We start from the raw sequence: 26152 nt of genomic DNA, 5'->3' as shown, positions 1-26152 counted from the left end.
CGATGACGATCCGGGTGCTCATAGCCGATGACCAGGGCATGGTACGGACCGGCTTCACCGTCTTCCTGAGCTCGCAGCCGGACATCGAGGTCGTGGGCGAGGCCGCCGACGGGCGCGAGGCCGTGGCCCGGACGGCCGAACTGCGGCCCGACGTCGTGCTGATGGACGTGCGGATGCCGGTCATGGACGGCCTCGCGGCGACGCGGGAGATCATGGAGTCCACCGGTCCCACACCGAGGATCCTGATCCTGACCACGTTCGACCTCGACGACTACGTCTACGAGGCACTGCGGGCCGGGGCCAGCGGGTTCCTGCTCAAGGACGCCTCGGCGCAGCAGCTGGCCGAGGCGGTACGGGTGCTGGCGGCCGGGGAGGCACTGCTGGCCCCCTCGGTGACCCGGCGGCTGATCGCGGAGTTCGCCCGCGTCGGCCCGCGCCGCCCACGCGGGCGCCTGGACGACATCACCGAGCGCGAGACCGAGGTGCTCGCGCTCATCGCGCGGGGCAGGTCCAACCAGGAGATCGCCGAGGAGCTGATTCTGTCGGAGCAGACCGTCAAGACCCACGTGGGCCGGATCCTCGCGAAGCTGAACCTGCGTGACCGCGCCCAGGCGATCGTCCACGCCTACGAGACGGGCCTGGTCCGCCCAGGCGAATGAAGCGGCGACGGCCCACACCGCGTCACCAGCGGTTCCCCGGGGCTTCCTGAGTCCTCCCGGCCTGCCGGGCACCGCACCGGCCGACGCGAACGGTCACGGGAGGCTCGCGCCCCGGCCGGTGCTCCCTGCCGGGTCTTCACCTCCGGCCTGAGGATTCCACCGGCACCGGTCATCGTGCCGGTGCCGGTCTCGCCCACCGGGTGAACCCGCCAGGTGAACCCACGGGGTGAACCCGCCTCACCCCTGAGGGGGATCGCGAAGACGGCTCCCCGGGGTGATGCGATTGACGGATCTCGGCTCCTAGCGTCCTGTCCAATCCCGCAGACCGGACAGGAGGCTCGCATGTTCCGCCGCACGCTCGTCGTGGCCGTCGCCACGGCGCTCGCCTACGTGACGGTCCCGCCGCCCGTGGGCGACCGGATGGTCCGGATCTACGGCGATCTCGCCGCGGCCGAGTACGTCGCGGTCATCGTCCCCGGGGCCGACACCACGGCCGCCACCTTCGACGGCGGCAGGGCCAAGCGGTACAGCACCCCGGGGGGAGGGGCGCGGGCGGTGCTGGCCGAGGCCCGGGCGCTGGATCCGGGGGCGAGGCTGGCGGTGGTCGCCTGGCTCGGCTATGACAGCCCGGCGATGCTCAGCCTCCGCGTGATGACCGACGGGGCCGCCGAGCGGGGCGCGGTGGAGTTGCGGCGCTACGTCACCGGAGCCCTGGCAGGCAAGCGGGTCAGCCTGCTGTGCCACAGCTACGGCTCGGTGGTGTGCGCCGGGGCCGTGCCCGCCTCCGGCGTCGCCGACACGGCCGTCTTCGGCAGCCCGGGACTGGGCGTCTCCTCGGCTGCCGAGCTGGGCGGCACCCGGCTGTGGGTGGGCAGCGGCCCCCTCGACTGGATGCGCGAGGTACCCAAGCTCCGGATCGGCCCGTTCGGCTTCGGCCCCGATCCCGCCGCCCCGTCCTTCGGCGCCCGCCCGTTCGGGACCGAAGCCGCCGGGCACAGCGACTACCTCAAGCCGGGCAGCGAGTCGCTGCGCAATCTGACCCTGATCGCCCTCGACCGTGGCGGCGAGGTGTCCGGTGGCTAGTCTCACCGCCGGGATCGAGGCGGCCACCCCGGCCGGCCGGGACAGGGGGGTGGACGCGCTGCGGGCGCTGGCGATCTTGGGCGTGGTGCTGGGGCATTGGCTGGTGACGGCGTGGGCGCCGGGCCCGGCGGGGGCGGTGTACCTGGCCAGCCCGCTCAGCCACCTGCCGGCGTTGACACCGCTGTCCTGGGTGTTCCAGACACTGGCGGTGTTCTTCTTCGTCGGCGGCTACGCGGCGGCGCGCGGCCTCCGCTCTGCGGCGGCCCCCACCGCATCAGGCGCTCCTGCGGGGGCGTGGGTGCGGGCCAGGATGGGGAGGCTGCTGGGGCCGGTGGTGCCGCTCGTCCTGGTCTGGACGGGAATCGCAACGGGGATGGCGCTACGCGGGGCGCCGGTGGGGCTGATCAGGTCGATGGCGCTCCCGGCGGTGGGGCCGCTGTGGTTCCTGGCCGTCTTCGCCGCGCTGACCGCGGCCACTCCCCTGCTGCTGCGGCCGCATCCGGCGCTCACGGCCACCGCGGCGTTCGCGGTGGTGCTCGGGGTGGACCTGGCCAGGTTCTGGCTCGGTGGTCCCGCCTGGCTGGGATGGGCGAACCTGGTGGCCGGCTGGCTGGTGCCGTACACGCTGGGGATCGCCTGGGCGAGCGGCCTGCTCGGCTCGCGCCGGGTGGCGGTGGGCCTGCTGGCCGGCGGGGCGGCCGGGGCGGTGCTGCTGGTCGCCGGGTTCGGGTATCCGGCGAGCATGGTGGGGGTGACCGGGGCCGCGGTCTCCAACCTGGCGCCGCCCACCCTGGCGGCGGTCTGCTTCGGGCTCGCCCAGGTGGGGGTGGCGCTGCTGGCGCGCGCCCCGCTGGCCCGGCTGATGCGGCGTCCCCGGCTGTGGGCGACGGTCGCGCTGGCCAACCTGTCGGCGATGACGCTCTTCCTGTGGCACCAGAGCGCGCCAGCCGTGATCGCCGTCGCCGCCCTGCGCCTCGGCGACGTCCCCGGCCTGCTGGCCGTGCCGGACGAGCCGGTCTGGCTGCTGCACCGGCTGGCCTGGTTTCCGGTGTTCGTGGCGGTCCTCACGCTCGCCTGGTTGCCGGGAGTCATCCGGAGACGGCTTGGGGACAGAGGCGTCAGCTGCGCCGTTGGCTCTGACACCATGTCATCGGAATCCGCACGTCGTACCGCATCCCGACGGGCCGCCCGGCCGTTCGTCAGCCGACCTCAGCGGGCGGGAATGCGTTCCAGGACTCCCCCGGCGAAGACGTCGTAGAGACCGGTCGCCTCCAGGTGCACGTAGCCGATGTGGCAGTCGCAGATCGCCGCCGGGCACGCCGTGGCCCTCGGCCTGAACGTGCCCTCGTAGAGGTTTCCGAGCACGGCCGGTACGAAGTGGCAGCGCCGCACGGTGCCGTCGCCGTCGACGGAGATCACGCTGTCGCCGGTACGGCAGGGCAGGCCGGCGCTCCGGTGCGGTGTCCGGCTGTGCCGGAAGAGCGGATCGATCGCCGTCCAGTCGGCGGCCTCGTCGTCGGTGTAGGCGGCGCCCTCCGCCGCGTTCACCCAGACGTAGACCTCCGCGGGCAGGTCGGCCCGGATGCGGCGGGCGTGGCCGAGGTGCTCGGGCAGCCCGACGACGCCGACGCTGAAGCGGACCCCGCGTGCGACCAGGTCGCGGCAGCGGGCGAGGAAGCGCTCGTGGGTGGCCTGGCCGGGGTGGTAGGTCGCCCAGAGGGCGAGCGTGTCCAGGTCGGCCTCGGCCAGCCAGCCGGACCGGTGGCTGAGGTTGGTCTGGATGGCGACCCGCCGCACGTGCGAAAGGTGGCTCAGCCCGACCATCGCCCGGCGGTACCACGAGCGAACCAGGCCCTCGCCCCACGGGGTGAACAGCACCGAGACCGGATGGTCCCGTCCCGCCACCCAGGCGGTGAACCGCTCCAGCGCCGCCCGGTCCCGCCTCAACTGCTCCGGGCTGTCACGCCGCTTGGCGAACGGGCAGTAGGGGCAGTCGTAGTCGCAGCTCGCCAGCGGTCCCCGGTAGAGGATCGTCAGGTGATCGCGACCTTCGCCGTCGGCGCTCGGATCGCTTGGTCCACCGGGCCTGCCCGGCAGGAGCGGCAGGTGGCGGATTCCGGCGGCGGGCGAGCCGGTCACCGTTCCTCGTATCGGGCCATCAGCGCGCGGACCCTGCCGGAGAACAGCGCGGGGCCGATCGCGTCGGAGCGGGCCAGCCCCTCGGCGGTGAGCCGGAGCCACCCAGGCCGCGCCCTTTCGCCGCCCGGCGGCGGCGCGTCACACTCCAGCAGCCCTCGCGCCGCCAGGCGTTCCAGCTCCTCCCCGAAGTGGGCCTCGACCTCGGCGCCGAAGCGGGCCCGGTACGCGGCGGGGTCGAGCCCGTCGGCCTGGAGCAGCGACTGGATGAGGTGGCGACGGCGCCGGTCCTCCTCGTCCAGCCGGAAACCCACGCCCGCGACCGTGAACTCCTCGGCGGCCAGGCGCACGTAGTCGTCAATGATCGCGCGCACCTGGCCGGCGCCGACCGCGTACTCGTGGGAGTAGTGCAGATGAGAGGTATAGGAGCGGGCACCGCAGCCGAGGCCGACCATGCCGTCGCTCTGGCAGCTGTACTCGGCGGGGCTCGACCGTCCCGGCAGCCGGAACATCCGCATCGAGATCTGCTCGTACCCGGCGGCGAGCAGGTGGTCGCGGCCCTGACGGTAGAGGGTGAGCCGGTGGTCGTCCCAGTCGCGGGCACGGCGGCCGAGACCGGTGAGCGGGCGGACGTACAGGGGGTAGAGGTAGATCTCCTCGGGTTTCCAGGCGAGCGCGGCGTCCAGCGAGTAACGCCAGGATGCCTCTGTCTGGCCGTCGATGCCGTAGATCAGGTCGAGGTTGAGCGTCTCGAACCCGGCCTCGCGGATCCGGCCGAGCGCCGTCTCCACCTCCTGCCTCTTCTGCGGCCTGACCGCCGCGCGGGCCTCGGCGTCGACGAAGCTCTGCACGCCGATCGAGATCCGAGTCGTCCCCCGTTCGGCCAGGACGGCGAGCCGGTCGGCCGTCGCGGTGGCCGGGGAGGTCTCCACCGCCATCGGGACCGCCCGCAGGTCGGCACCCGTGGCCCGCTCGGTGAGGTCGAACATCCGGGTGAGCTCGGCGGCGTCGAGGTAGGTCGGCGTACCGCCGCCGACCGCCGCCGCCACGAAGCGGGGCGCGTCCAGGGCGTCGCGTACGGCACCCGCCTGGCGTTCCAGCGCGCCGAGATAGGCGTCGACCAGCTCGGCGGGGGCGCCGGTGCGGGTGAACAGGTTGCAGAATCCGCAGCGCATCTCGCAGAACGGGATGTGCAGGTAGAGGAAGAGGCGGTCGACGGGCTCCTGGGCCCACACCTCCGCCAGTGGCGGACGCGGATCGAGCGGCCGATAGGCGGTCTTGTGCGGATAGGCGTAGACGTACCCCTGGTACGGCCCCGCGTCCAGGGATGCCTCGGCGCCCGGTCGCACCGGAGACGCGGGCTCTGCCTGGAACGTGGGCTCTGGTTGAAACGTGGGCCCTGCCTGAGACACGGACTCTGACTGAGACACGGGCTCCATGGAGAACACCGGCCGCACCGGAAACGGGCCGCGCCCGGCGTCCGACGTGTCCGGCCCCCGGCCTGAACCTGAGGTCATCGCCATTTTCCCCGCTCCATCGTGAACTCACCGTAGGGCACCGTCCAGACGACCTCGTGACCGATCCGGTGCCCGACATATCCATCCTCACCGTAGGCGGTGCCGTGATCGGAACAGACGATCGCGAACCCAGGGCGCCGCTCGCTCATCAGCGCGAACAGCCTGCCGATGTGCCGGTCCACGTATTCCAGCGCGGCGGCGTGACTTTGGCGGCTGTCGCCGTGCTCGCGGGTGGCTCCCCGCAGGTGAAACCAGTTCGGCTGGTGCAGCGCGGACACGTTGACGAACAGGAAGACCGGACCGTCCACCCGCGCGACCACCCGCTCGGCGCACGCGATCTGCGCCTCGAACGAGGCCGGCGAGGTCACCCCGAACCCCGGCTCCCAGTGGCTCTCGGCGAACATCGCCGGCAGTGCGGCCCCCAGCGGGGTCAGCTTGCTGAAGAACCCCACTCCCCCGACGCAGACCGTGTGGTACCCCGCCGCGGCCAGCCCGGAGGGCAGGTCGGGCGCGTCGAACACCCAGGTGCCCCGCGCCGTGGTCTCGCTGCCAGGAAAGGCCGCGGCGAACGGCCGGGGGTGCGGTCCCGGCGCGGCCGGGGTGGGCAGGAACCCGGCGAGGATCGCGGCGTGCGCGGCGTAGGTGAAGTTCCCCGGACTGTGCCGCCGCTCCCACCGGCCGCCCGGCAACGCCCTGCTGAGATTCGGCAGCCGACCCGCCGCCAGCAGTTCCTCCGCCACGTCGTACCGGAGCGTGTCGAGGGTCACCAGCAGCAGGTCGTGGCTGCCCACGACCTCGTTCATGTCACGCACCGCCCCCTCCTTCGCCCCCGGTGTCACAAGGCCCGGTGTCACGGGGCCCCGGCGCGACGGGCCGTCGCGGCTTCCGGGTCTCGGGCCCCTCCGGTGAGTGCCGGGCGAGGATCGCACGGACCTGGGCACCGTAGGTGTCGAGGCCCTCCGCGCCGCTACCGGGCAGGCCCTCCAGCCGGGGAAGCAGGTCGCCGAACGCGTTCACCTCGGCCACCGCGAGATCGTGCCAGTCGGCCCCGACCATCAGGTCGACCCCGACGGCCGGACTCCCGGGGAAGCAGGCCGCCGCCCGCGCGCAGACCTCCACGGCCCGCTCCCATCCCTCGGGGCCAAGTCCTGCCCTGACCTCGCCGAGGTCACCGCGCAGACCGCCGAGGTGCAGGTTCGTTATGGGCCCCCGGCTGGTGCGGACGACCGCGTGGGTGGGCCTGCCCTCCACGACGACCACCCTCAGGTCGATCGCGCGCCCGCCGAGGCTCGCCTTGGGAAACCATCGCTCGACGTGCAGCCCGTCTCCGGCCAGCGCCTCGACGATCGCCGCCAGGTCGGACTCGTCCTCGTAGCATCTGACCCGCAGGGAGTTGCGCAGCCCCCCGGAGGTCAGCTCCGCCGAGGTCACCGCCCTGACCCGGTCACCCGACGCGTGCAGGGCGACGACCCCCGAGGCCGACGAGCCATGGGCCGGTTTGACGAACACCCGACCCCAGCGGGCCTCGCCCATCCGCTCGCGCAGCTCGGCGTAGCCTCGGGTCGGTCCGGGAAGCGCGGGCGGCACCGGCACCCCGGCCGCCGACAACCTGGCGTGACAGCGCCGCTTGTCGAACATCACCGATATGTCCTCGACGTCGGCGAGCAGCACGGCCCCCGGAGTCCGGCCGACGGCCTCGCGGACCCGTGCCGCCCCGGCGACGAACGCGGCGTGCCAGCGGGCCCCGCCGCCGACCCGGGACGGCTCGCCGCCTCCGCGCAGCAGCTCGTCCGTCTCCGCGTCCTCCCCTGGCGAGTCGATCCGCACGAGCGTCTCCGGCTCGATCCGGATCTCCGCACCGCGCAGCACGGACGTCCACGGCAGGACCGCGGGCTCGCGCAACCCCTGCCGGACGCAGGCGTCGGCGAACATGGTCACCCGCCGCTCCCCCGGCGTGCCGACGACGGCGAGCGCGGTCATTCGGAGACCGCGACGTAATACCAGTCGTCGTCGGGCTTCTCCTGTTCGGACAGGTCGAGCTCGGCACCGGAGAACGCCGCCCTGAGGCGCTCGGCCATGGCGTCGCTCAGGAAGTGGTGGTGCAGGTCCAGCCGCCTGAGGTGGGTCAGCGACCCACTCTCCATCAGCGCCTCGGCACCCGCGTCGGTGAGCGTGCCCATCGACAGGGCGAGCGACTCCAGCCGGGCCACCACCGGGGCTGCGGCGACGGCCGCGGCGACCTCGTCCTGGATCTCACTGTCCTGCAGACCGAGATGCCTGAGCGCGGGCAGCCGCTCACCGCTCAGGATGCCCGCCAGGTCGGCCACGGTGGTGTCTCCGCCGTAGTCCTCCGTCCCGAGCCAGAGCTCCAGGTATTCGAGTGCGGGGAACTCGCTCTCGCCGACCGCCCTGGCCACGTCCGGGGGCAGGCCGCCCGTCTCGAACCGGAGGATCCTGAGATTGTCATGCCGGACGGGCCGCAGCGCCAGCTCGGTGCCGCCCCGGACCTCCAGCCGCTCCAGCGACGGGAACGCCTCCAGCAGCGGGGTGACATCGCTCTGCACGATCCAGGAGATCTCGCACTCCTCCGACGACATCGCGCCGAAGAAGAGCGAACGCAGTGCGGGGAGTCGCGCCGCGTTCTCGGCCAGCAGCCGGATGGGGCCCGAGGCGTCGTTCTCGTAGGCCTCACCCCAGCCGCCGACGATGATCGCCTTGACCTCGGTGGTGTCGACGGTCTCGACGAAGCGCGCGAAGTGCTCCTCGAAGGTCTCCTTTGCGTCGTGGACGCGGACCGAGATGCGCCACGCCGCCTCGCCCGCCGCGGGCATGGGCGCCCCCGGCGGGCGCAGGCTCACGATGGGCAGGCCCGCGTACTCCCCACGGTGGAGACCGTCGACGTCGTCGTTGAACTCGCTGTAGTCCATCGGAAACTCCCGTCAGGCTTAACGTGGCAGGACCCGTCCTACCAGAGTCACCCGACATTCTCTGAATCATGCGCGCAGGTCAGGTGGGCACGGGGCGTCAGCGATGATGGACGGCATGGACAACGGTCACATCCGTCTCAATTCTGCGGCGGGACGCTGGGTTCTGCTCACCACGGTGCTCGGTTCCGGCATCGTCCTGCTGGACAGCACGGTGGTCAATGTGGCCCTGCCCGCGCTCGGCGCCGATCTCAGCGCCGACATGGCCGGTCTGCAGTGGACCGTCAACGCCTACACCCTTACCCTGGCTGGTCTGATCCTGCTGGGCGGCTCGCTCGGCGACCGGTACGGCAGGCGCAGGATCTTCCTGATCGGCGTCGTCTGGTTCGCCCTCGCCTCCGCCCTGTGCGGCCTGGCGCCCAATGTGCAGACGCTGGTCGCGGCCCGCGCGCTGCAGGGCATCGGCGGGGCGCTGCTCACCCCCGGTGCCCTGGCCATCATCCAGTCCTCCTTCGACCGCGCGGACCGCCCCAGGGCGATCGGGGCGTGGTCGGGGCTGGGCGGGGTGGCCTCGGCCATCGGCCCGCTGCTCGGCGGGTGGCTGGTGGAGGCGGCCGGCTGGCGCTGGGTGTTCCTGATCAACCTGCCGCTGGCGGCGCTCGTCATTCTGGTCGCCCTGCGGCATGTCCCGGAGAGCAGAAACGCCGAGGCCGCCGGCCGGTTCGACGTGCTCGGCGCGGCGTTGGCGGCGCTGGCGCTGGCCGGGATCACCTACGGCCTGATCGGCCTGGAGGTCGTCCCGATCCTGGCAGGCGTGTCGCTGGGCGCCGCGTTCGTCTGGCTGGAGATCAGGCGCTCGCCCAGGGCACTGGTCCCGATCGAGGTCTTCGCCTCCAGGGTGTTCACCTCGATCAACGTCGTCACGTTCGTCATGTACGCCGCGATGGGCGTGGTGTTCTTCCTGCTGGTGGTCCAGTTGCAGGTGTCGGCGGGCTTCTCCCCGCTGCTGGCCGGGTCCGCGATGATCCCGGTGACGATCCTGATGCTGCTGCTGTCGTCGCGCGCGGGCGAGCTGGCCAGGCGCGTCGGGCCGCGGCTGCCGATGACGGCCGGCATCCTGGTCTGCGCGGGAGCCCTGCTGCTGATGTCGCGGATCGGCCCCGGCTCGTCGTACGTGGTGGACGTACTGCCCGTGACGACCCTGTTCGGCCTGGGTCTGTCGGCGGCGGTCGCGCCGCTCACCGCGACCGTGCTGGCCAGCGCCGACGAGCGGCACGCGGGGGTGGCCAGCGGCGTCAACAACGCCGTCGCCAGGACCGGCGGGCTGCTCGCGGTGGCCGCGATCCCCCCGCTGGCCGGGCTGACCGGCGACGCCTTCGACTCCCCCACGATATTCACCGCCGGATTTCACACGACCATGCTGGTCAGCGCGTCGATGATGGGCCTGGCGGCGCTGCTCACCTTCCTCACCATCCGGGAGAACGTGCTGATCCGCTCGGAGCCGAAGACCGGCTGCCCGGTGACGGCTCCCCAGCCCGGCAGGTGATCGCCCTCAGAAGGTGAACGCCTGGCTGCGGACGCTGTTGTCGAAGTTGGACACCAGCAGTTCCGGCTCGCCGACCGAGCGGATCTCGGGCAGCCGGGTGAGCAGCTCGCGGAACATCGCCCTGATCTCCTGCCTGGCCAGGTTGGCCCCCAGGCAGAAGTGCGGCCCCGGACCGCCGAAGCCCACGTGGGGCTTGGTGTCCCGGGTGATGTCGAACCGGTCGGCGTCCGGGAAGACCGTCTCGTCGCGGTTGGCCGAGCCGTAGAAGAGCACCACCTTGTCGCCCGCCTTCAGCTGCAGACCGCGCAGGTCGTAGTCCTCGGTGACGGTGCGGCGGAACTGCATGATGGGTGAGACGTAGCGGACCATCTCCTCGATGGCGCCGCCGATGTGGGCGTCGAAGTCGTCTACCAGCAGGCGCCGCTGCTCGGGGTTGTCGGTCAGCAGCTTGATACCGTGCGCCATGGTGTTGCGGGCCGTCTCGTTGCCCGCCACGAGCAGCAGCGTGAAGAAGGACCCCAGCTCCCTGTCGGTCAGCCTCTCACCGTCGACATTGGCGGTGACCAGCGCGGAGACGAGGTCGTTGCCCGGTGCTCCCGAGCGCTCCCTGCCCATATTGATCACCAGGCGCTGCAGGGCGAGCAGAGCGAGCGTGTTCTGGGCGGCCATCCTGACCGTGTGCGCCAGGCTGGGCCGCACGCCGGAGTAGGCGGTGGAGATGTCGACGTGCTGGTGGACCTTGGCCCGGACGTCGTCGGGGATGCCCATCATGTCGCAGATGACGTGGATGGGCAGTTTGGCGGCCACCTGCGTGACGAAGTCACCGGGCCCGGAGGCCGTCACGTCGTCGACGATCCGCGCGCACGCGGCGTCGATGTCGCCCTGCAGGTTGCTCAGCATCTTCGGGCTGAACGCGCGGGAGACGATGCGGCGGAGCCGGGCGTGCCGGGGGTCGTCCATGTTGACCATGGACTCGCCGAACACGTGCTTGACCCAGCCGGGCGGTTCGGGGCTGGTCACGCCTGGCTCGCTGGAGAACACCTTGGCGTTGCGGCTGGCCTCCACCACGTCGGCATGCCTGACCAGCGCGTAGAAACCCCGGCCCGAGCGGAGCAGCGGCACCCGCTTCTCCTCGAAGAACACCGGCCGGTCGAGATCCCGAAGCCGCGCGAACGCCTCATGCCGCTCCTTGAGCGGCCGCCGCCAGAATCCCAGGTCGGCCAGGTCGATTTCCATACTGCCAATCCTGGCACGTTCTTTACCCGTACCGGCCACGTGAATTTCATATCCTTGTGGGCCGCGTGTCCGAATTATCGGAAATCATCATGGCTATGAGAGCCGCGTTTCTCGTCTCCATTGCCTTCACCTCCCTCCTGGTCTCCATCTCCCCCGTCATCGCGAGTGCCTGCTCCGGCGTACCCTCCGACTTCGACGGCGACGGACGGGCCGATCTCGCGGTCGCCGCGCCCTACACCCGCTCCGGCGGCCACGCCCGCGCGGGGGCGGTCACCGTCCTGTACGACATGCGCACCGCCCGGAGGCTGACCCAGGACGAGCCCGGCGTGCCCGGTGAGAGCCGGACCGGGGACGCGTTCGGCTCGGCGCTGGCGACCGGTGACTTCGACGGCGACCACTGCGCCGACCTGGCCGTGGGCGTCTCCGAGAAGGACCGATCCCGGCCGGGAGCCGACGGCGACGGAGTGGTGCGGCTGTTCCACGGCTCGCCGGACGGCCTGCGGCCCGGCAGGGTGATCGACGCCGGGGACCTGGGCCGCGAGCGTGACTCCGGCCGGTTCGGGGCCGCGCTCGCGGCGGGGGACCTGGACGGAGACGGGGACGACGAGCTGGTGATCGGCGCCCCGGGGCTGAGGGGCGGCGCGGTCGGAGTGTACGGGTTCGGCGGACGCGAGCCGTACATGATCACGCAGAGGACCGGCTGGGTGGGACAGCCCGAGAAGGAGACCGACCAGTTCGGCGCGGTGCTCGCCACCGGCGACTTCGACGGCGACGGACGGGCCGAGGTCGCCGTGGGCGCGCCCGCGGACACGGTCCTGAAGAACGGCCAGGGCTCGGTCACCGTGCTCGACGTCCGGCGGCGGAAGGCGACCCTGCTCACCCAGGACAGCCCGGGGATCAGCGGCCGCGCCGAGGCCTGGGACTTCTTCGGCGAGGCCCTGGCGGTCGGTGACTTCGACGCCGACCCCCACGCCGACCTGGCGATCGGTGTACCGGGTGAGGGCCTGACCGAGAACCAGCGGGCGATGGACTACGGCGACGGCACGGTGCACGTCGTCTACGGCTCCCGCGCCGGGCTGCGCACGACGGTCTCGGAAACCTGGTCGCAGCGCTCCCTGAAGGGGGAACCGCGCTACTTCGACCGCTTCGGCGCCGCCCTCGCCGCCGGAGACCTCAACGGCGACGGCGACGAAGAGCTGGCGATCGGGGTGCCGGGTGAGAACGCCGTCCAGGTGCTCGCGGGCACCCGCTCCGGCGGGCTCACCAAGAGCGGCAACCTGCTGATCACCGGTGAGGGCGGCGACTTCGGCGGGGCCCTGGCCACGGTCGCGGGTCGCGGCCTGGTCGTCGCCGCCCCGCGCGACGGCAGGCTGACCCTGCTGCGCGGGACCGTGCGGAAAGGCCCCTACCCCGGCGTCCGCCCGTCGACGGCGAGGACGCTGGCCACCGCTGCCAAGGACACCCTGTTCGGTTACGCCCTCACAAACTCGTCCTCACCCCGTTGAACTCCTCCCCGGCCTGAAGGCCGGAGACTCTCCCGTCGCGTCGCGGTCAAGCGGCGCGCGGGGGTTGACGCTTCACAGACCGGGTAACCCCGAGGTCTCCACGTCCCTGCGGGTGAAGGCACGCTCGCGCCCTAGCCGGCACTCCCACACCAGCCTTCACCTCCGGCCTGAAGGCCGGAGCACTGGCCCGCACTTCGGTAGACGACCGTTTTCTTCGACGCGCTACCTAAGATGATGGTCATGTTCGACGCACAGCACAGGACCGTCCGCGACCTACGCCGAGGCAACCGGGCGATAGTGCTGCGCGCCCTCTACTTCGAGGGACCCGCCAGCCGCCAGGAGCTCAGTGAGATCATCGGGCTCAGCCCCGCCACCGTGAGCAACGTGACGGGAGATCTACTGGCGAGCGGGACCATCGTCGAGGCGGGCCTGGCCGACTCCGACGGAGGCAGGCCGCGCGTGTTGCTACGGGTCAACACCACCCACGGTTACGCCATCGGCGTCGACGTCGGCGAGACGCACGTGCACGTCGAACTCTTCGACCTGGACATGAACCGCAAGGCCAGGGCCGAGTACGCGCTCCGCCCGACCCGGCACGACGTCGATCTGGTCGTCCGCCACATCATCGAGGGCATCGACGTGGTCCTGAACGAGAGCGGCGTGCCCGCCGAGCGGGTGCTCGGCGTGGGGGTGGGCGTTCCCGGCGTCGTCGAGACGGGGCCCGACGCCCTGATCTACGCCCCGACCTTCGGGTGGGACACGGTCCCCCTCGGCAGGCTCCTGCGGGCGGGCACCGACCTGCCGCTCTTCGTGGACAACGGCGCCAAGTCGATGGGGCAGGCCGAGCTGTGGTTCGGTGTCGGACGCAGGGCCAAGCACGCCGTGGTGGTGTTGATCGGCTCGGGGGTCGGGGCGAGCATCATCACCGACGGAGCCACGTACCTGGGGGCCAACAGCAGCGCCGGCGAGTGGGGCCATACGAAGATCATGGTCGGCGGGCACCGGTGCCGCTGCGGCGGAGCGGGCTGCCTGGAGGCGTACGTGGGTGCCAGGGGCATTCTGGAACGTGCCGGTGTCTGGACGGAGAGCGTCGACGAGCAGGCCGCGCTGGCCGAACTGGTGGCCGGTGGTTCCCCCGTCATCGACGAGACCGTCACCTACCTGGGCGTCGGTCTGGCCAACCTGATCAACCTGTTCAACCCCGAGCGGATCATCATCGGCGGCTGGGCCGGGGTGCTGCTCGGCGAGCACCTGCTGCCGAGGATCAGGAAGGTCGCCGCGGACAACTGCCTGGCGCAGCCGTACAAGACGGTCTCCATCGGTCTGGGCCGCCTCGGCGTCGACTCCGTCGCGCTGGGCGCGGCCACCCTCGTGATCGAGAACTTCCTGCAGACCGGCACGACGTCGAAGCCGAACGGCGCTCCCACCCGTCCCCGGAAGCGCGCCGGGATCTGACCGTTCGCTCCGGCGGAAAGCGGGGAGCGGCGCCGGCATCGGTTCCATATGACGGGTCATGGGACCGGGAGGCCGGAGAGCCCGGCCGCACGGCCCCGGTCCATCGGAAGGCTAACGGATACGCGTTCTGGCCTTGATGGTGCGGCGGATCTCCTTGCGGAGCTTACGGACGTCGGCCTTTCCGTCGGTGGTGACGATCGCACCGAATTTGACCGTGGCGATGCCCCGGCGCGAGCCCGCCCAGGCGCGGACCCGTACCGTCGTCGAGTCGCCCTTGTCCAGGGAGGTGATCCAGCACGACAGGTCACGACGCTTGACCGAGCACTTGACGCTGCGCGGCTTGGAGATCACCTTGATCTTGCGGAACCGGGTGGGGAAGTCTCCGACGAGCGCCACGTAGTGCTGGTCCTTGGCCTTGACATTGCGGACCTTGACCGTGTAGATGAGGGATCCGCCCCGGCGGACGTGCTTGGGGAAGGAGATCAGGTACCTGAAGTCGTTGGGCGCCGCGGCGGGTGCCACGGCGGGTAGGGCGGATCCGGCGGCTGAGGCGGGACTCTGGACGAGGAAGGTGCCGCACAGCGCCACGGCGAGAGCCGCGGCGCTGAGCCTCGTGGTGAGGGGACTCATAAGCGGCATCATCCAACAACTCTCCAAAAATTCCTCTGGCGCTTTAGGTCAGTACCGCCTGTCCTGCCGGAATGGTGAACCGGGCACCGGTCTTCGCCGGAGCGCCGCGCCTGCTGATGTGGTCGAGCGTGCGGAAGTCGGCGTGCAACTCCTGTGGCGTGACCCGGCAGACGATGTAGCCGCGCCGCTGGTCGAGGTAGGAGATGTGCGGGTTCTCGGCGATCGTCGCGGCGATCCGGCTCTCGTCGCGGTAACCGTCGCCGTCGCTGGCGATCGAGGAGGTGACGAGCTCCACCGCGACCCGGGGCGAGTCCGGATCGTCGAAGTCGAGCCTCAGGTCCGCCGCGTGGTGCATGTGCGCGTCTCCGGTCAGCACCACCGGGTTGGCCGCGCCCGAATCCCGGAATCCGGTCAGCAGGCGGGTGCGCTCGGCGGCGTAGCCGTCCCAGGAGTCCATGTTGACCTCGGTGCCCGGCCCGGCCTTGGAGTCGCGCTGGGCCATCAGGATCTGCTGGCCGACCAGGTTCCAGCGGGCGCCGGAACTCGCGAGGCCGTCGAGCAGCCAGTTCCGCTGGTCCTCGCCGAGCAGGGTGCGACCGGTGGCCAACCTGTCGTCACAGCCGGACCTGAGCCCGTCCTCGCAGGCCTGGCCGTCGCGGAACTGCCGGGTGTCGAGCAGGTGGAAACGGGCCAGCGGTCCCCAGTCCACCCGGCGGTGGATCCGCATCGACGCCCCGCCGGGCACGCTCGCCCGGCGCAACGGCATGTTCTCGTAGTACGCCTGGAAGGCGTTGGCCCTGCGCCGGGCGAACCCCGGGTCCCCGGAGCTGGAGACCTCCCCCGCCCAGTTGTTCTCGATCTCGTGATCGTCGAAGGCCACCAGCCACGGCGCGACCGCGTGCGCCGCCTGCAGGTCGGCGTCGCTCTTGTACTGCGCGTGCCGCATCCGGTAGTCGGCCAGTGTGGCGCAGGTGCCCGAGGTGTGCTGCCGCACGCTCCCGGCGAGGGCCGTGTACCCCCGTGGCGCGTACTCGTACATGTAGTCGCCCAGGTGAACGACCAGCTCGGGGTCCTGCTCGGCCAGCCTCCGGTACGCCGTGTAGAAACCGTGCTCGTAGTGGGCGCAGGCGGCGACGGCGAAGGTCAGCGGGGACGACGAGGACACCGCGGACGGGGCGGTGCGGGTGCGGCCGGTCGGCGACAGGTGGCCCCCGGCCCGGAAGCGGTAGAAGTACTCCCGGCCGGGCTCCAGGTGATCCACCTCGACATGGACGCTGTGCGCCCGCTGCGGGCGCGCGGTCCCGGTGCCCGCGCGGACCACCCTGGCGAACCGCTCGTCGGTGGCGAGCTGCCATTCGACGTCCACGTCCCTGGTCGGCATCCCGCCCCGGCCGTCCGGGCCGAGCGGGTCGAGGGCGAGCCTGGTCCACAGCACGACGCCGTCCGCCGACGGGTCTCCGGAGGCGATGCCGAGCGTGAACGGGTCGCGAGCGAGGGTCCGGGCCGTACCGTGCCCGGCCCCGGTGAGCAACAGGCCACCCGCACCGGCGGCGGCGGAAAGAAACACTCTGCGTGACAGCTTCTGCTCCACACCACCAGTGCAACCGTTCCAGCTTTCCCCGCAGTGACCTGCGTGTCAAGGCAGGATGAACAGCGGCCGCACAGGCAAATTCCTTACCCACGGTGACTGAACATCGGCCGACCGGCAGGCGACATCGAGACGAAGAGTCGACTCCCCCGCGGTGGCCGCCCCCGAACCCGGAGGGACGGTTCAGGAGGCGACGGCCTCCGCGGCGGTGAGCGAGCAGGTCATCCCAGGTAGGGCTTGAGGTGGGAGTTGAGGGCGCCGCAGCCCAGGTACTTCTCCGCGGTGTGGAAGTCGAGCCAGTCGAGGTTGACCAGCGCCTCCTGGTCGACGCCGGTGAAGCAGGTCCGCAGCCCCGGCGGGATCGCCGCGATGTCGTCCTTGTCGGCGATGTTCACCCACCGCCCGACCTTGCGGGGCCGCTCGCCCCAGCCGTTGACCGGTGCGGGCATCAGGCGCTCGAAGATCACATTGCGCATGCCCAGCGGGCTGCCCAGAGTGATCAGCAGGTCGACCTCCAGGTCGGGGTTGGCCCAGAGCGTCTCGTAGGTCACCACGCTGCCCAGCGAGTGCGCGATCACCACCTTGGGCCGGTTCCGTCTGATCACCTCGGCCACGGCCGCCCTCGACTTCTCCCGCGCCTCGCTCCCGGCCGCCATGTAGGCGGCGACCTCGGGACAGAAGAACCTGGCGAAGTCGACGGCGTTGCCCTGCAGCCGGTCCAGCAGCCAGCCGGTCATCCGGTGCAGGGCGCCGGTCAGCCCCTCCCCCACCGAGTCGAGCTGCTTGGCCCAGGCGACGAAGACCTCCTGGGCGCCGGCGTTCATGCTCCGCACCGCGCGCGGGGAGTCGTCCTTGCTCTCGCCCAGCAGGTGGGCGTAGTAGGCGATCTCGGTGATGTAGCGCTCCTTGGCGTGCGGCTTGCCACCGGTCAGGCCCTTGTGCAGGTAGCGGTCCCACTTGTCGCGCATCGCGACCGCCGCGCCGCTGACCGAGTTACCCGCGTCGCGGTAGTAGCGGTACTTACCGATGCCGTGCACCCCGACGATCGTGTCCATCCGCCCCCGCCTTCTGTGTTGGATGCCCGGTTTTCACGGGTGTCGATGACATACGCCCCGAGCAACTGTGGCGGAAGCGAGACCCGCGCCACAAGACCACGGCGGCACCGGCGAGAACCGTCAACGGGCTCATGGTCCGTGGGTCGCACATGACGCGTCGCTGTGCACGGATCGATCCCGCGGACAGCGGAGGCGGGCGTGGCCGACACCGGCTTCCCGGCCGATGTTCTACCACCCGCCGCTTCGCGGCTTCTGTTTCGCCGGCACCGAGGACCCCGGACTGTGGGCGGATGAACGGGTCGGCGCGGCCGTCGCCCCCAGGCCATCTCCGCCGAGGAGAGCGGAGCGCCTGTCGCCGCACTCACCGTATCGACCACTGCGGGGGCGGCGGCCTTCGCGACGAGCGCGAGCCTTATGGGGTGCTATTCGGAGACCGAGTGGCGGGCTTTCAGGAGGGAGAGGAAGGCGCGGAACAGCCCGGGCATGTCGATCTCGTCGGGGGCGAGCAGCCACTGGAGCTGGAGTCCGTCCATCACCGCGAACATCAGCGGCGCGGCCTGTTCGGGTGTGAGGCCGGCGGGCAACTCGTCGCCGAGTTCGGCGCGGATCACCTCGGCCATCCAGGCGCGGGAGGTTCCGTAGCGCTCCGTGAAGAACTCCCTGGCCGGGTGGTCCTCGATCACGCTCTCCGCGGAGAGCACGGTGAAGGACTGCACGATGCCGCGGCGCTGTGCGTTGTACTCGACCAGCGCGGCCACGGTGTCCAGCGTGATCGCTCCCCTCTCACCGGGCAGTACGAGCACGTCGAGGTTGCGCTCGTCGCGCAACTGCAGAACCTCGGCGAGCAGCCGATCCTTGCTCGGGAAGTAATGCAGCACCCCCTGCTGGCTGAGGCCCACCCGCTCGGCGATCGATGCGATCGACGCCCCCGTGTAGCCGCGTTCGGCGAACACGTCGAGCGCGGCCAGCAGGATCTCCTCCCGCCGGCTCTCGCGTGATCCTCGGCGTCGCACCATGCGTCGGCTCCTCTCGTCGCGCCGAGCCTAACGCGATCAGCAAGAATAACAATTACATGTCATGACCTACCGACTGTTCGGTAACTGCGGGCATACTCCCGAGGGAAGGCGCGTACGGCGAGGTTCGAGGAGATCACATGGCCGGCCCCCTCTTCGTCGGCCCAGGGAGGCCCAGCGTTCTCCCGGCCACCGCACGCGCTGGTTTCGCGCGCCACCTCGCCCTCGCCGACCCCGGTTCCCCGGCGACGCTCCGCGCGACCGCCTGCCCCGGCTCCCGGACGGCGCTTCACACCGTCGCCGGAGGAACCGGCCCGCACTCTTCCTCTTCGCCCCGATCGGCGTGATCGTGGGCACAGTTCTGGTCACTCACATCAAGGAGGTTCGCTGACCGTGTCGGAAATCGAGCACGACGACATCGTGGAACAGGCGCTGAGCAAACTCGACCTGGACACCAAGGCGCGCATCCTGGCCGGTCAGGACATGTGGAGCCTGCCCGCGGCGCCCGGTGTCGGCCTCGATGCGATCGTCATGTCGGACGGGCCGATCGGCGTCCGAGGCGCCAGGTGGACGGCCGACGACCCGTCCATCGCCCTGCCGAGCCCGACCGCCCTGGCCGCGACCTGGGATGTGGCGCTGGCCCGCCGCGTCGGCAACCTGCTGGCCCAGGAGGCCCGCCGCAAGGGCGTTCACGTGCTGCTGGCACCGACCGTCAACCTGCACCGCTCCCCCCTCGGCGGCCGGCACTTCGAGTGCTACTCCGAGGACCCGATGCTGAGCGGTGAGATCGCCGCCGCTTACGTCACCGGAGTCCAGGAGGGCGGGGTCGCCGCCATGGTCAAGCACTTCGTGGCCAACGACTTCGAGACCGGACGGATGACCGCCAACGTCCTGGTCGGCGAACGCGCCCTGCGCGAGCTCTACCTGGCCCCCTTCGAGCTCGTGGTGAAGAAGGCGGGGCTGTTCGGCGTCATGGCGGCCTACAACAGCGTCAACGGGCCCACCATGACAGAACATGACGAGCTGCAGAACAAGGTCCTGCGCGACGAGTGGGGTTTCGACGGCGTCGTCGTCTCCGACTGGACGGCCGCCCGCGACACGATCCGTGCCGCGCTCGGAGGGCTCGACATCGCCATGCCCGGCCCCGGCACCGTGTACGGCCCGGCGCTCGCGGCGGCCGTACGCGCCGGGGAACTGGACGAGGAGGTCGTGGACGAGCACGCACGCCGGGTGCTGACCCTGGCCCGCCGGGTGGGCGCCCTGGAGGGCGCGTCCCGCGCCGAACCCCTTCCGGCCGTCGACGGGGAGGCGCTGGCCCGTGAGGTCGCGGCGGCGTCGTTCACGCTGGTGCGCAACGACGGCGTCCTGCCCTTCGGCCCGGACACGAGTGTGGCCCTCATCGGAGGAGCGGCGAAGGAGGCTCGCGTGATGGGCGGGGGCAGCGCGCAGGTCTTCCCCTCACATGTCGTGTCACCGTACGACGGGCTCGCGTCCGCGGGGGTCCGGATGGCGTACGCCCGCGGGGCCGACCCCAGCGGCAGGTTCAACCCGGCGCGCTTCCCGCTGCGCGCGGTCTGCCAGGCGGAGGACGGGCGGGTGCTCGGCGATTTCCCGCTGTCCGAGGGAGCGATCCAGTGGCTCGGCGAGATGCCGGAGGGTGTGGCCTTCCAAGAGCTGCGCAGTGTCGAGATCACCGGCACGTTCACTCCCGCGGTCGGCGGCGTGCACCGGCTCTCGATCGAGGGAGTCGGCCGCTTCCGGCTCGTCGTCGGCGGGCAGGCCCGCTTCGACGGGACGATGGCCCCGGAAGGCGATGACCCGATCGCGTTGTTCATGGCGCCGCCGCACACCGTCGTCGACGTGGAGCTGCGCGCCGGGGAGCCGGTCGACGTCCGCCTTGAGCACAAGGTGCCCCGGTCCGACCTGCTGTCGTTCCCCTTCGTCGGCGCCACGCTCGGTCACCGGGAGCCGTCGCCCGGTTCGGACGAGCTGATCGAGGAGGCCGTACGGGTCGCCTCGGCGGCGGACGTCGCCGTGGTCGTCGTGGCCACGACCAAGGAGGTGGAGAGCGAAGGCTTCGACCGCACGTCGCTGAAGCTGCCCGGCCGCCAGGACGAGCTGGTGTCCCGGGTGGCCGCCGCCAACCCGCGGACGGTCGTCGTGGTCAACGCCGGCTCCCCCGTGGAGATGCCGTGGCGGGAAGAGGTCGCGGCCATCCTGCTCACCTGGTTCCCCGGCCAGGAGGGTGGCCACGCGCTGGCCGACGTGGTGCTCGGCCGTACGGAGCCGGGCGGCCGCCTGCCGACCACCTGGCCCGGGGTGCTCGAGGAGTGTCCGGTCATCGACGTCACCCCCGTCGACGGTGTGCTGTGGTACGAGGAGGGCGTCTTCGTCGGCTACCGCGCCTGGGAGCGGTCGGGTACGGCTCCCGCCTACGGGTTCGGAGCCGGTCTCGGATACACGACCTGGCACTACGAGTCCGCCGGGTACACCGCCGGGACGCTCACCGTCCGGGTGCGCAACACCGGCGACCGTCCCGGCCGCGAGGTGGTGCAGGTCTACCTGGCCCCCGCGGTGCCCGACGAGTCCCGGCCCGCCCGCTGGCTGGTCGGGTTCGCCGTCGCCGAGGCCGGCCCCGGCGAGACCGCCGAGGTGTCCGTCGAGATCCCACGCCGCGCGGCCGAGGTCTGGAGCGAGCACGGATGGCGCCTGGTGTCCGGGGACTACGTGCTCCAGACCGGACATTCACTCGACGACATCCGCCTCACCACCGCCCTGGCCCTGTAGGAGAGCAGCGCGAGGTTTCCCGCCCCCGCCCATCTGCCCGCGTCCGCTGGGGCATTCAGTGCCCCAGCCGTTTCAGCAAGCTCTTCGAGGCCGGGTCCGGCGTCCCACCCCGCGAGTTCCGAGACCGATTCCGCCTGAGCGTCACCCAGGAGCGAGTGGGGACACCGCCGGCCGCCGCGCGGGGCTCCGGCCGGGAAGGACCGAAGACTCGCGGATCCGGAAGACCCCTGGACTCGTCGTGCTCCCCGCGCGGCCGGGTTTTCGCGTCCGGTGCGGAGCGGTACGGATCAGCGGACGGACTTGATCGGGAGCACGGCCGGCTCCGCCACGATGGCGATGACGACGAACGGCGCGATCAGCCGTGTCGGAAAGATCTAGATCCAGCCGTCGAGACCGGCCATGAAGTCTTCGAACAGGTGGCGATGGATCGTGTGCTCGGCGCCCTTCACCACGCGCACCTCGAAGCCCTTGGAGATGAGGGCCTCGGCCGCCTCCGGGGAGACCAGCTCGTCAAGGAGGGCACGACCAGGCGGCCCCGCCTCGCCCTGTGGACCCATGCCCTGGTCGAGCGCGACTCCACCTGAGACCTGGTGATCAGGGACGACTCGGCACCGGGTGACTGTCGTATTGGCCCCCCTCCTCGAACAGGCGGGCGCCCGAGACGCCGAGTTCGACGGCGACCCCGTGCGCCACGCGGGCCGGCGCGATCGAGGTCTGTGCGCCGAGGGCCAACGACAAGCGCACCGATGAGATGACCGGTGAATGTCAGCGGTTCACCTTGTCACCCCGCCCGCCTGGGTGCGTGGTGAGCGAGGTGTCGGCACGGCTATGAGCTGAAGGTCGTCCTCACCGTTCTCGGAAGGACCCGATGGAACCACCCAACCCGCCAAACCGAGGACCGTTGCCGCCTCCGATCCCGAGCCGGACCGGTACAGGCGACGGCGTCCCGGCTCACCCCGGCACCGTACTCGGGTCACCGGTGACCGTGGAATGTAAGCGACGGCTCTATTACCGGCAAGTTTCACAAATCTTTCTGAAATCTCTTGAAATTCTTGCAGAGATCAAAGATTGTTCTGCTAGATGGACGGCCGTCCCCTGCCCCAAAGCGCACCTTCGTCCTCGGAAGTAGGTCCATCCCCCCATGGAACGAGCTAGGTCACGCCTGCGCAGCAGGATTCGTCATGTCCTCCTCGCCGCCGCGGTCGCCGCATTCGGCATCACCCCGGTGACCGTCGCGGTCGCCACATCTCCCGCGAGCGCCGCCGTCACGCTGAACGACAGCGAGGTGACGGCCAACCTGTGGGAATGGAACTGGAAGTCCGTCTCCGCGGCGTGTACGAACCATCTCGGACCGGCCGGGTACGGCGCGGTCCAGGTCGCGCCGCCACAGGAGTCGGTCAGCCTCCCCAACAGCATTGACGGGGTGCATCCGTGGTACGAGGTGTACCAGCCGGTCTCCTACAGGATCGACTCCCGGCTCGGTAACCGGGCCCAGTTCACCTCGATGGTGACGGCCTGCCACAACGCGGGCGTACGCGTCTACGTGGACGCGGTCGTCAACCACATGGCGGGGACGAACAACCCCGGCGGTGTGACCGGCTACGCCGGAACGTCCTTCACCGGTTACGGCTATCCAGCCGTCCCGTACGGGTACGAAGACTTCCACCACCCGGGCGACAACTGCCCGACCGGCGGCGGGATCAACGACTGGAACAACGAGGCCCAGGTGGCCAGCTGTGAGCTGCTGCAGCTGTCGGACCTGTACACCGAGAAGGAAACCGTCCGCAACAAGATCGCGGCCTACTTGAACGACCTCGTCGGACTCGGCGTGGACGGGTTCCGCGTCGACGCCGTCAAGCACATCAAGAAGAGCGACTTCGCCGCGATCCTCGGCAAGCTGAACAACACCGTCGCCGAGGGCGGGCGCCCGTACGTCGCCCAGGAGATCTTCGACGGCGCCGGCAACGACGCGCTGAAGGCGCGGGCGTTCATCGGCAACGGCGATGTGCTGGACTTCGCCTACGCCAAGGGCGTCAAGGCCCAGTTCCAGGGCTCGATCTCCAACCTCGCCAGCCTTCCGAGCTGGAACCTCGACGCCCCCGGTGCCAACGTCTTCGCGATGGTCACCAACCACGACCTCGAACGCGACGGCGTCACCCTCTCCTGGCGCAACGGCACCGACTACACCCTCGCCAACTACTTCGTGCTGGCCTACCCGCACGGCAAGCCGTCGGTCTACGACAGCTTCACCTACAACAACCGCAACCAGTCCCCGCCCTCCGACGGCAACGGGTTCGTCACCGACACCTCCTGCGGCGGCAGCTGGAACTGTCTGACCCAGTCCACCGGTATCAAGGGCATGGTCGGCTGGGCCAACGCCGCCAAGTCCGTCAAGAGCGTCTCGGACTTCAAGGTCGTCAACAGCAACGTCATCGGCTTCCGCCGCGGCGACCGCGCCTGGATCGGCATCAACGACTCCGGCAGCGCCACCACCGCGCAGTTCACCACCGGCCTGGCCAACGGCGAGTACTGCGACGTCATCTCCGGCGCCGCCACCACCACCGGCTGCACCGGTACGAAGATCACGGTCTCCGGCGGCCAGGCCACCGTGACCATCCCCGCCAACAACGCGGTCGCGATCCACGTCAACGCCAAGGCGGACATCACCAAGATCGCGACGACCTTCAATGTCACCGCCGACCTCGAATCCGGGCAGACCCTGCACGTCGTCGGGAACGTCCCGGCGCTGGGCGGCGGCAGCACCGCGAACTCGGTCGCGCTGACCGCCAACGGCGACGGCACCTACAAGACCACCGCCGAGCTGCCCGCCTCCACCGCGGTCTCCTACAAGTACCTGATCAAGAACGGTGCGACCGTGGTGGAGCAGGAGGCCGCCAACCGGTCCTTCACCACCCCGGCCACCGGCACCGCCACCCGCACCGACACCTACGTGTCCCCGCCCGTCGAGGTGAAGGTCGCCACGACCTTCAACGTCACCGCCGACCTCGAATCCGGGCAGACCCTGCACGTCGTCGGGAACGTCCCGGCGCTGGGCGGCGGCGACAACGCCGCCTCCGTCGCGCTCGCCGCCGCCCCCGGCGGCGGCTACACCGGCGTCGTCCAGCTGCCCGCCTCCACGGCCATCTCCTACAAGTACCTGATCAGGGAAGGCTCGGCGGTCGCCCAGGCCGAAGTGGCCGACCGAACCTTCACCACCCCGGCGAGCGGCACCGCCACCCGGACCGACACCTACGTGCCGGCCCCCGTCAGCGACAAGATCGCCACCACGTTCACCGTCACCGCCACCGCGGCCACCGACCAGAACCTCTACGTCGTCGGCAGCATCCCGGCCCTCGGCTCATGGGCCCCGGCCGGCGCGATCAAGCTGACCGCGCAGGGCAACAACCTCTACTCCGGGGTCATCGACCTGCCCAAGTCCACCGCGGTGGAGTACAAGTTTCTCAAGAAGACCACCGCCGGCGCCGTGACCTGGGAGTCCGGCGCCAACCGGACCCTCACCACCCCCGCGAGCGGAACCCACGCGGTCACCGAGGCCTTCCGCGGCGACACCGCCTCGCAGATCGCCGCCTCCTTCAACGCCGGCGTCACCACCTGGTACGGCCAGAACGTCTTCGTCGTCGGCAACATCCCCGCCCTTGGCGGCTGGAACCCCGGCCAGGCGATCGCCCTCTCCTCGGCCGACTACCCGATCTGGCGGGTAGCGGTCAACCTGCCCCCCAACACCGCCGTCGAGTACAAGTACGTCAAGAAGAACCCCGACGGCACCGTCATCTGGGAGTCCGGCGCCAACCGGACCTTCACCACCCCCACGAGCGGAACCCACACCAGCAACGACACCTGGAAGTAGCCCTCGGTCAGACCGACGGCGGCCGGACCTTCACGGTCCGGCCGCCGTCGGCGTTGACACCACGGATCACCCGTGACCTGCCGGCCTGTTTTCGGACTTCGGTCTGTTCCTTCCCCTGCGAAGTGTGACTCCGGGGCTACGCGACCTCGCCATCGAGCCATCCGGCGCGGCGAACCCCGCCTGCGCCGTTGCCATCGACTCGCCGGGTGGTGATGGCCGCCGGTCTACCTCGGCACAGGGCGACCATTTGCAAAACCTACCTATTAATAGGTAGGTTTTGCAAATGGACAGAACCACCCCACCGGCCATTCATGTAGCCGGGCTCGGCCGGGACTTCGGAGACCGCTCCGCGGTGCACCAGCTCGATCTTCAGGTGAACGCTGGAGAGGTCTACGGACTGCTTGGCCCCAACGGCTCCGGCAAGAGCACCACCGTCCGCATGCTCACCACGATGCTCCGCCCTTCCCGGGGCACCGCCCACGTCGCGGGCGCCGACATCACCCACGATCCCGAGACCGTGCGCCGCCGCATCGGAATCGTCCTGCAAGAAACAGCCCTCGACCCCCTCATGTCCGCCCGCGAACTGCTACACCTGCAGGGCCGGCTGCAGTCGTTCACCGCCCGGCAGGCCCGTGACCGCAGTGCCGAACTCCTCGTGTCCTTCTCCATGGAGGAGTTCGCCGACACTCCCGTCAGCCGGCTCAGCGGAGGCCGGCGCCGCCGCGTCGACCTCGCCGTCGCGCTGGCCCAGCGCCCCCTGGTCCTCTTCCTGGACGAACCCACCACCGGCCTCGACCCGGTCAGCCGACTCTCCGGCCTCCCCGCCCTGCTCGCCCTGGTCGGCGCGACCGTACTCCTCGGCACCGGATTCCAACTGCTGACGGCTGCAGTCGCCCTCCACACCGGTAGCGGCTCGGCGATCGGATCCGTCACCCTGATCTTCTTCCCTCTCTCGTTCTTCACCGCCACCTTCGTACCGCGTGACCAACTCGACGGCTGGATGGCCTACGCGGCCGACATCAACCCCCTCACCTCACCCTGGAGCGAGCAGAACCTTCTCCCCGGCGCTCTCGTCACCGCCGGCATTCTTGCCGCGGGCGCTGTCGCGGCCCGCCTCGCCCTTGTCCGCCGTACCCGTACAGGAGTCTGA

21 protein-coding genes are annotated in these 26152 nt (G+C 70.8%); 9 read left to right on the top strand and 12 right to left on the bottom strand.

Annotated features, from left to right (window positions below; translation table 11 throughout):
• The first annotated feature begins 2 nt into the window (after positions 1–2).
• The 3 genes from IG98_RS0109955 (at position 3) to IG98_RS0109945 (ending at position 3000) form a co-directional block, all read left to right on the top strand.
• Positions 3–659 (top strand): response regulator, encoded by a 657-nt coding sequence (locus tag IG98_RS0109955; protein WP_030908836.1) that lies wholly within the window; start codon positions 3–5, stop codon positions 657–659.
• 342 nt (positions 660–1001) lie between these two features.
• Positions 1002–1742 (top strand): alpha/beta hydrolase, encoded by a 741-nt coding sequence (locus IG98_RS0109950; RefSeq protein ID WP_051751935.1) that lies wholly within the window; start codon positions 1002–1004, stop codon positions 1740–1742.
• Positions 1735–3000 carry an acyltransferase family protein gene (locus IG98_RS0109945; protein ID WP_084195237.1) on the top strand — a complete coding sequence of 422 codons (1266 nt, stop codon included), beginning with the start codon at positions 1735–1737 and terminating at the stop codon, positions 2998–3000. The genes IG98_RS0109950 and IG98_RS0109945 overlap by 8 nt, the downstream gene beginning before the upstream one ends.
• Here IG98_RS0109945 and IG98_RS0109940 read toward each other — a convergent pair.
• The 5 genes from IG98_RS0109940 to IG98_RS0109920 all read right to left on the bottom strand — a co-directional run bounded on the left by IG98_RS0109940 (position 2952) and on the right by IG98_RS0109920 (position 8322).
• A complete protein-coding gene (locus IG98_RS0109940; protein WP_051751996.1) occupies positions 2952–3839 on the bottom strand; it encodes an STM4011 family radical SAM protein in 888 nt (295 codons plus the stop codon). The genes IG98_RS0109945 and IG98_RS0109940 overlap by 49 nt on opposite strands.
• 38 nt (positions 3840–3877) lie before the next feature.
• The gene (locus IG98_RS0109935) at positions 3878–5227 is read right to left on the bottom strand and encodes an STM4012 family radical SAM protein (protein WP_245651473.1); all 1350 of its coding nucleotides are present in this window, start codon (positions 5225–5227) and stop codon (positions 3878–3880) included.
• Positions 5228–5391: 164 nt separating this feature from the next.
• Positions 5392–6198 (bottom strand): STM4013/SEN3800 family hydrolase, encoded by an 807-nt coding sequence (locus IG98_RS0109930; protein ID WP_051751995.1) that lies wholly within the window; start codon positions 6196–6198, stop codon positions 5392–5394.
• A 1-nt stretch (position 6199) separates the two neighbouring features.
• The gene (locus IG98_RS0109925) at positions 6200–7375 is read right to left on the bottom strand and encodes an STM4014 family protein (RefSeq protein ID WP_084195236.1); all 1176 of its coding nucleotides are present in this window, start codon (positions 7373–7375) and stop codon (positions 6200–6202) included.
• Complete coding sequence (locus IG98_RS0109920; RefSeq protein WP_030908820.1) at positions 7372–8322, bottom strand: STM4015 family protein; 951 nt, start codon at positions 8320–8322, stop codon at positions 7372–7374. The genes IG98_RS0109925 and IG98_RS0109920 overlap by 4 nt, the downstream gene beginning before the upstream one ends.
• A gap of 115 nt (positions 8323–8437) precedes the next feature.
• Here IG98_RS0109920 and IG98_RS0109915 point away from each other — a divergent pair, with 115 nt between their 5' ends.
• Complete coding sequence (locus IG98_RS0109915; protein WP_245651472.1) at positions 8438–9865, top strand: MFS transporter; 1428 nt, start codon at positions 8438–8440, stop codon at positions 9863–9865.
• A 6-nt stretch (positions 9866–9871) separates the two neighbouring features.
• Here IG98_RS0109915 and IG98_RS0109910 read toward each other — a convergent pair whose 3' ends face one another.
• Entirely contained in the window at positions 9872–11101 is a 1230-nt protein-coding gene (locus tag IG98_RS0109910; protein ID WP_030908815.1) for a cytochrome P450, read from the bottom strand.
• A 95-nt stretch (positions 11102–11196) separates the two neighbouring features.
• Here IG98_RS0109910 and IG98_RS0109905 point away from each other — a divergent pair, with 95 nt between their 5' ends.
• On the top strand, positions 11197–12606 hold the full coding sequence (locus IG98_RS0109905; protein WP_245651471.1) for an FG-GAP repeat protein: 1410 nt from the start codon (positions 11197–11199) through the stop codon (positions 12604–12606).
• 240 nt (positions 12607–12846) lie between these two features.
• Entirely contained in the window at positions 12847–14061 is a 1215-nt protein-coding gene (locus tag IG98_RS0109900; RefSeq protein WP_030908811.1) for an ROK family transcriptional regulator, read from the top strand.
• A gap of 111 nt (positions 14062–14172) precedes the next feature.
• Here IG98_RS0109900 and IG98_RS0109895 read toward each other — a convergent pair whose 3' ends face one another.
• From IG98_RS0109895 to IG98_RS0109880, 4 genes are all read right to left on the bottom strand, one after another.
• A complete protein-coding gene (locus IG98_RS0109895) occupies positions 14173–14691 on the bottom strand; it encodes a hypothetical protein (RefSeq protein WP_030908809.1) in 519 nt (172 codons plus the stop codon).
• 43 nt (positions 14692–14734) lie between these two features.
• Complete coding sequence (locus tag IG98_RS0109890) at positions 14735–16282, bottom strand: alkaline phosphatase D family protein (RefSeq protein ID WP_030908807.1); 1548 nt, start codon at positions 16280–16282, stop codon at positions 14735–14737.
• 218 nt (positions 16283–16500) lie between these two features.
• The gene (locus IG98_RS0109885) at positions 16501–17334 is read right to left on the bottom strand and encodes a hypothetical protein (protein ID WP_030908805.1); all 834 of its coding nucleotides are present in this window, start codon (positions 17332–17334) and stop codon (positions 16501–16503) included.
• Positions 17335–17756: 422 nt separating this feature from the next.
• Entirely contained in the window at positions 17757–18350 is a 594-nt protein-coding gene (locus IG98_RS0109880) for a TetR/AcrR family transcriptional regulator (RefSeq protein ID WP_030908802.1), read from the bottom strand.
• Positions 18351–18740: 390 nt separating this feature from the next.
• Here IG98_RS0109880 and IG98_RS0109875 point away from each other — a divergent pair, with 390 nt between their 5' ends.
• Positions 18741–21134: a beta-glucosidase family protein gene (locus IG98_RS0109875; RefSeq protein ID WP_245651470.1), complete on the top strand. Its 2394-nt coding sequence runs from the start codon at positions 18741–18743 to the stop codon at positions 21132–21134.
• A gap of 374 nt (positions 21135–21508) precedes the next feature.
• Here IG98_RS0109875 and IG98_RS0109870 read toward each other — a convergent pair whose 3' ends face one another.
• Both IG98_RS0109870 and IG98_RS50335 read right to left on the bottom strand, forming a co-directional pair.
• The gene (locus IG98_RS0109870; protein WP_030908797.1) at positions 21509–21691 is read right to left on the bottom strand and encodes a hypothetical protein; all 183 of its coding nucleotides are present in this window, start codon (positions 21689–21691) and stop codon (positions 21509–21511) included.
• 37 nt (positions 21692–21728) lie between these two features.
• Positions 21729–21878: a hypothetical protein gene (locus IG98_RS50335; protein WP_157594258.1), complete on the bottom strand. Its 150-nt coding sequence runs from the start codon at positions 21876–21878 to the stop codon at positions 21729–21731.
• Positions 21879–22275: 397 nt separating this feature from the next.
• On the opposite strand from IG98_RS50335, the gene IG98_RS52420 reads away from it, so the two are divergent.
• On the top strand, positions 22276–25002 hold the full coding sequence (locus IG98_RS52420) for a carbohydrate-binding module family 20 domain-containing protein (protein WP_084195235.1): 2727 nt from the start codon (positions 22276–22278) through the stop codon (positions 25000–25002).
• 283 nt (positions 25003–25285) lie between these two features.
• Complete coding sequence (locus IG98_RS0109855) at positions 25286–26152, top strand: ATP-binding cassette domain-containing protein (protein ID WP_084195234.1); 867 nt, start codon at positions 25286–25288, stop codon at positions 26150–26152.

This window comes from Streptosporangium amethystogenes (assembly GCF_000721075.1).
Classification (GTDB): Bacteria; Actinomycetota; Actinomycetes; order Streptosporangiales; family Streptosporangiaceae; genus Streptosporangium; species Streptosporangium amethystogenes.
Note: the sequence above shows the minus strand (reverse complement) of the source record. Positions and strands in the feature narration are given on the sequence as shown.

What these genes read in the sequence shown, in the direction of transcription:
- IG98_RS0109950 (WP_051751935.1), top strand. Translation starts at nt 1,002, where the DNA reads ATGTTCCGCCGCACGCTCGTCGTGGCCGTCGCCACGGCGCTCGCCTAC.
- IG98_RS0109925 (WP_084195236.1), bottom strand. Translation starts at nt 7,375, where the DNA reads ATGACCGCGCTCGCCGTCGTCGGCACGCCGGGGGAGCGGCGGGTGACC.
- IG98_RS0109905 (WP_245651471.1), top strand. Translation starts at nt 11,197, where the DNA reads ATGAGAGCCGCGTTTCTCGTCTCCATTGCCTTCACCTCCCTCCTGGTC.
- IG98_RS0109895 (WP_030908809.1), bottom strand. Translation starts at nt 14,691, where the DNA reads ATGAGTCCCCTCACCACGAGGCTCAGCGCCGCGGCTCTCGCCGTGGCG.
- IG98_RS0109920 (WP_030908820.1), bottom strand. Translation starts at nt 8,322, where the DNA reads ATGGACTACAGCGAGTTCAACGACGACGTCGACGGTCTCCACCGTGGG.
- IG98_RS0109880 (WP_030908802.1), bottom strand. Translation starts at nt 18,350, where the DNA reads ATGGTGCGACGCCGAGGATCACGCGAGAGCCGGCGGGAGGAGATCCTG.
- IG98_RS0109855 (WP_084195234.1), top strand. Translation starts at nt 25,286, where the DNA reads ATGGACAGAACCACCCCACCGGCCATTCATGTAGCCGGGCTCGGCCGG.
- IG98_RS0109955 (WP_030908836.1), top strand. Translation starts at nt 3, where the DNA reads ATGACGATCCGGGTGCTCATAGCCGATGACCAGGGCATGGTACGGACC.
- IG98_RS0109870 (WP_030908797.1), bottom strand. Translation starts at nt 21,691, where the DNA reads ATGGGTCCACAGGGCGAGGCGGGGCCGCCTGGTCGTGCCCTCCTTGAC.
- IG98_RS0109930 (WP_051751995.1), bottom strand. Translation starts at nt 6,198, where the DNA reads ATGAACGAGGTCGTGGGCAGCCACGACCTGCTGCTGGTGACCCTCGAC.
- IG98_RS0109915 (WP_245651472.1), top strand. Translation starts at nt 8,438, where the DNA reads ATGGACAACGGTCACATCCGTCTCAATTCTGCGGCGGGACGCTGGGTT.
- IG98_RS0109885 (WP_030908805.1), bottom strand. Translation starts at nt 17,334, where the DNA reads ATGGACACGATCGTCGGGGTGCACGGCATCGGTAAGTACCGCTACTAC.
- IG98_RS52420 (WP_084195235.1), top strand. Translation starts at nt 22,276, where the DNA reads ATGGAACGAGCTAGGTCACGCCTGCGCAGCAGGATTCGTCATGTCCTC.
- IG98_RS0109900 (WP_030908811.1), top strand. Translation starts at nt 12,847, where the DNA reads ATGTTCGACGCACAGCACAGGACCGTCCGCGACCTACGCCGAGGCAAC.
- IG98_RS0109910 (WP_030908815.1), bottom strand. Translation starts at nt 11,101, where the DNA reads ATGGAAATCGACCTGGCCGACCTGGGATTCTGGCGGCGGCCGCTCAAG.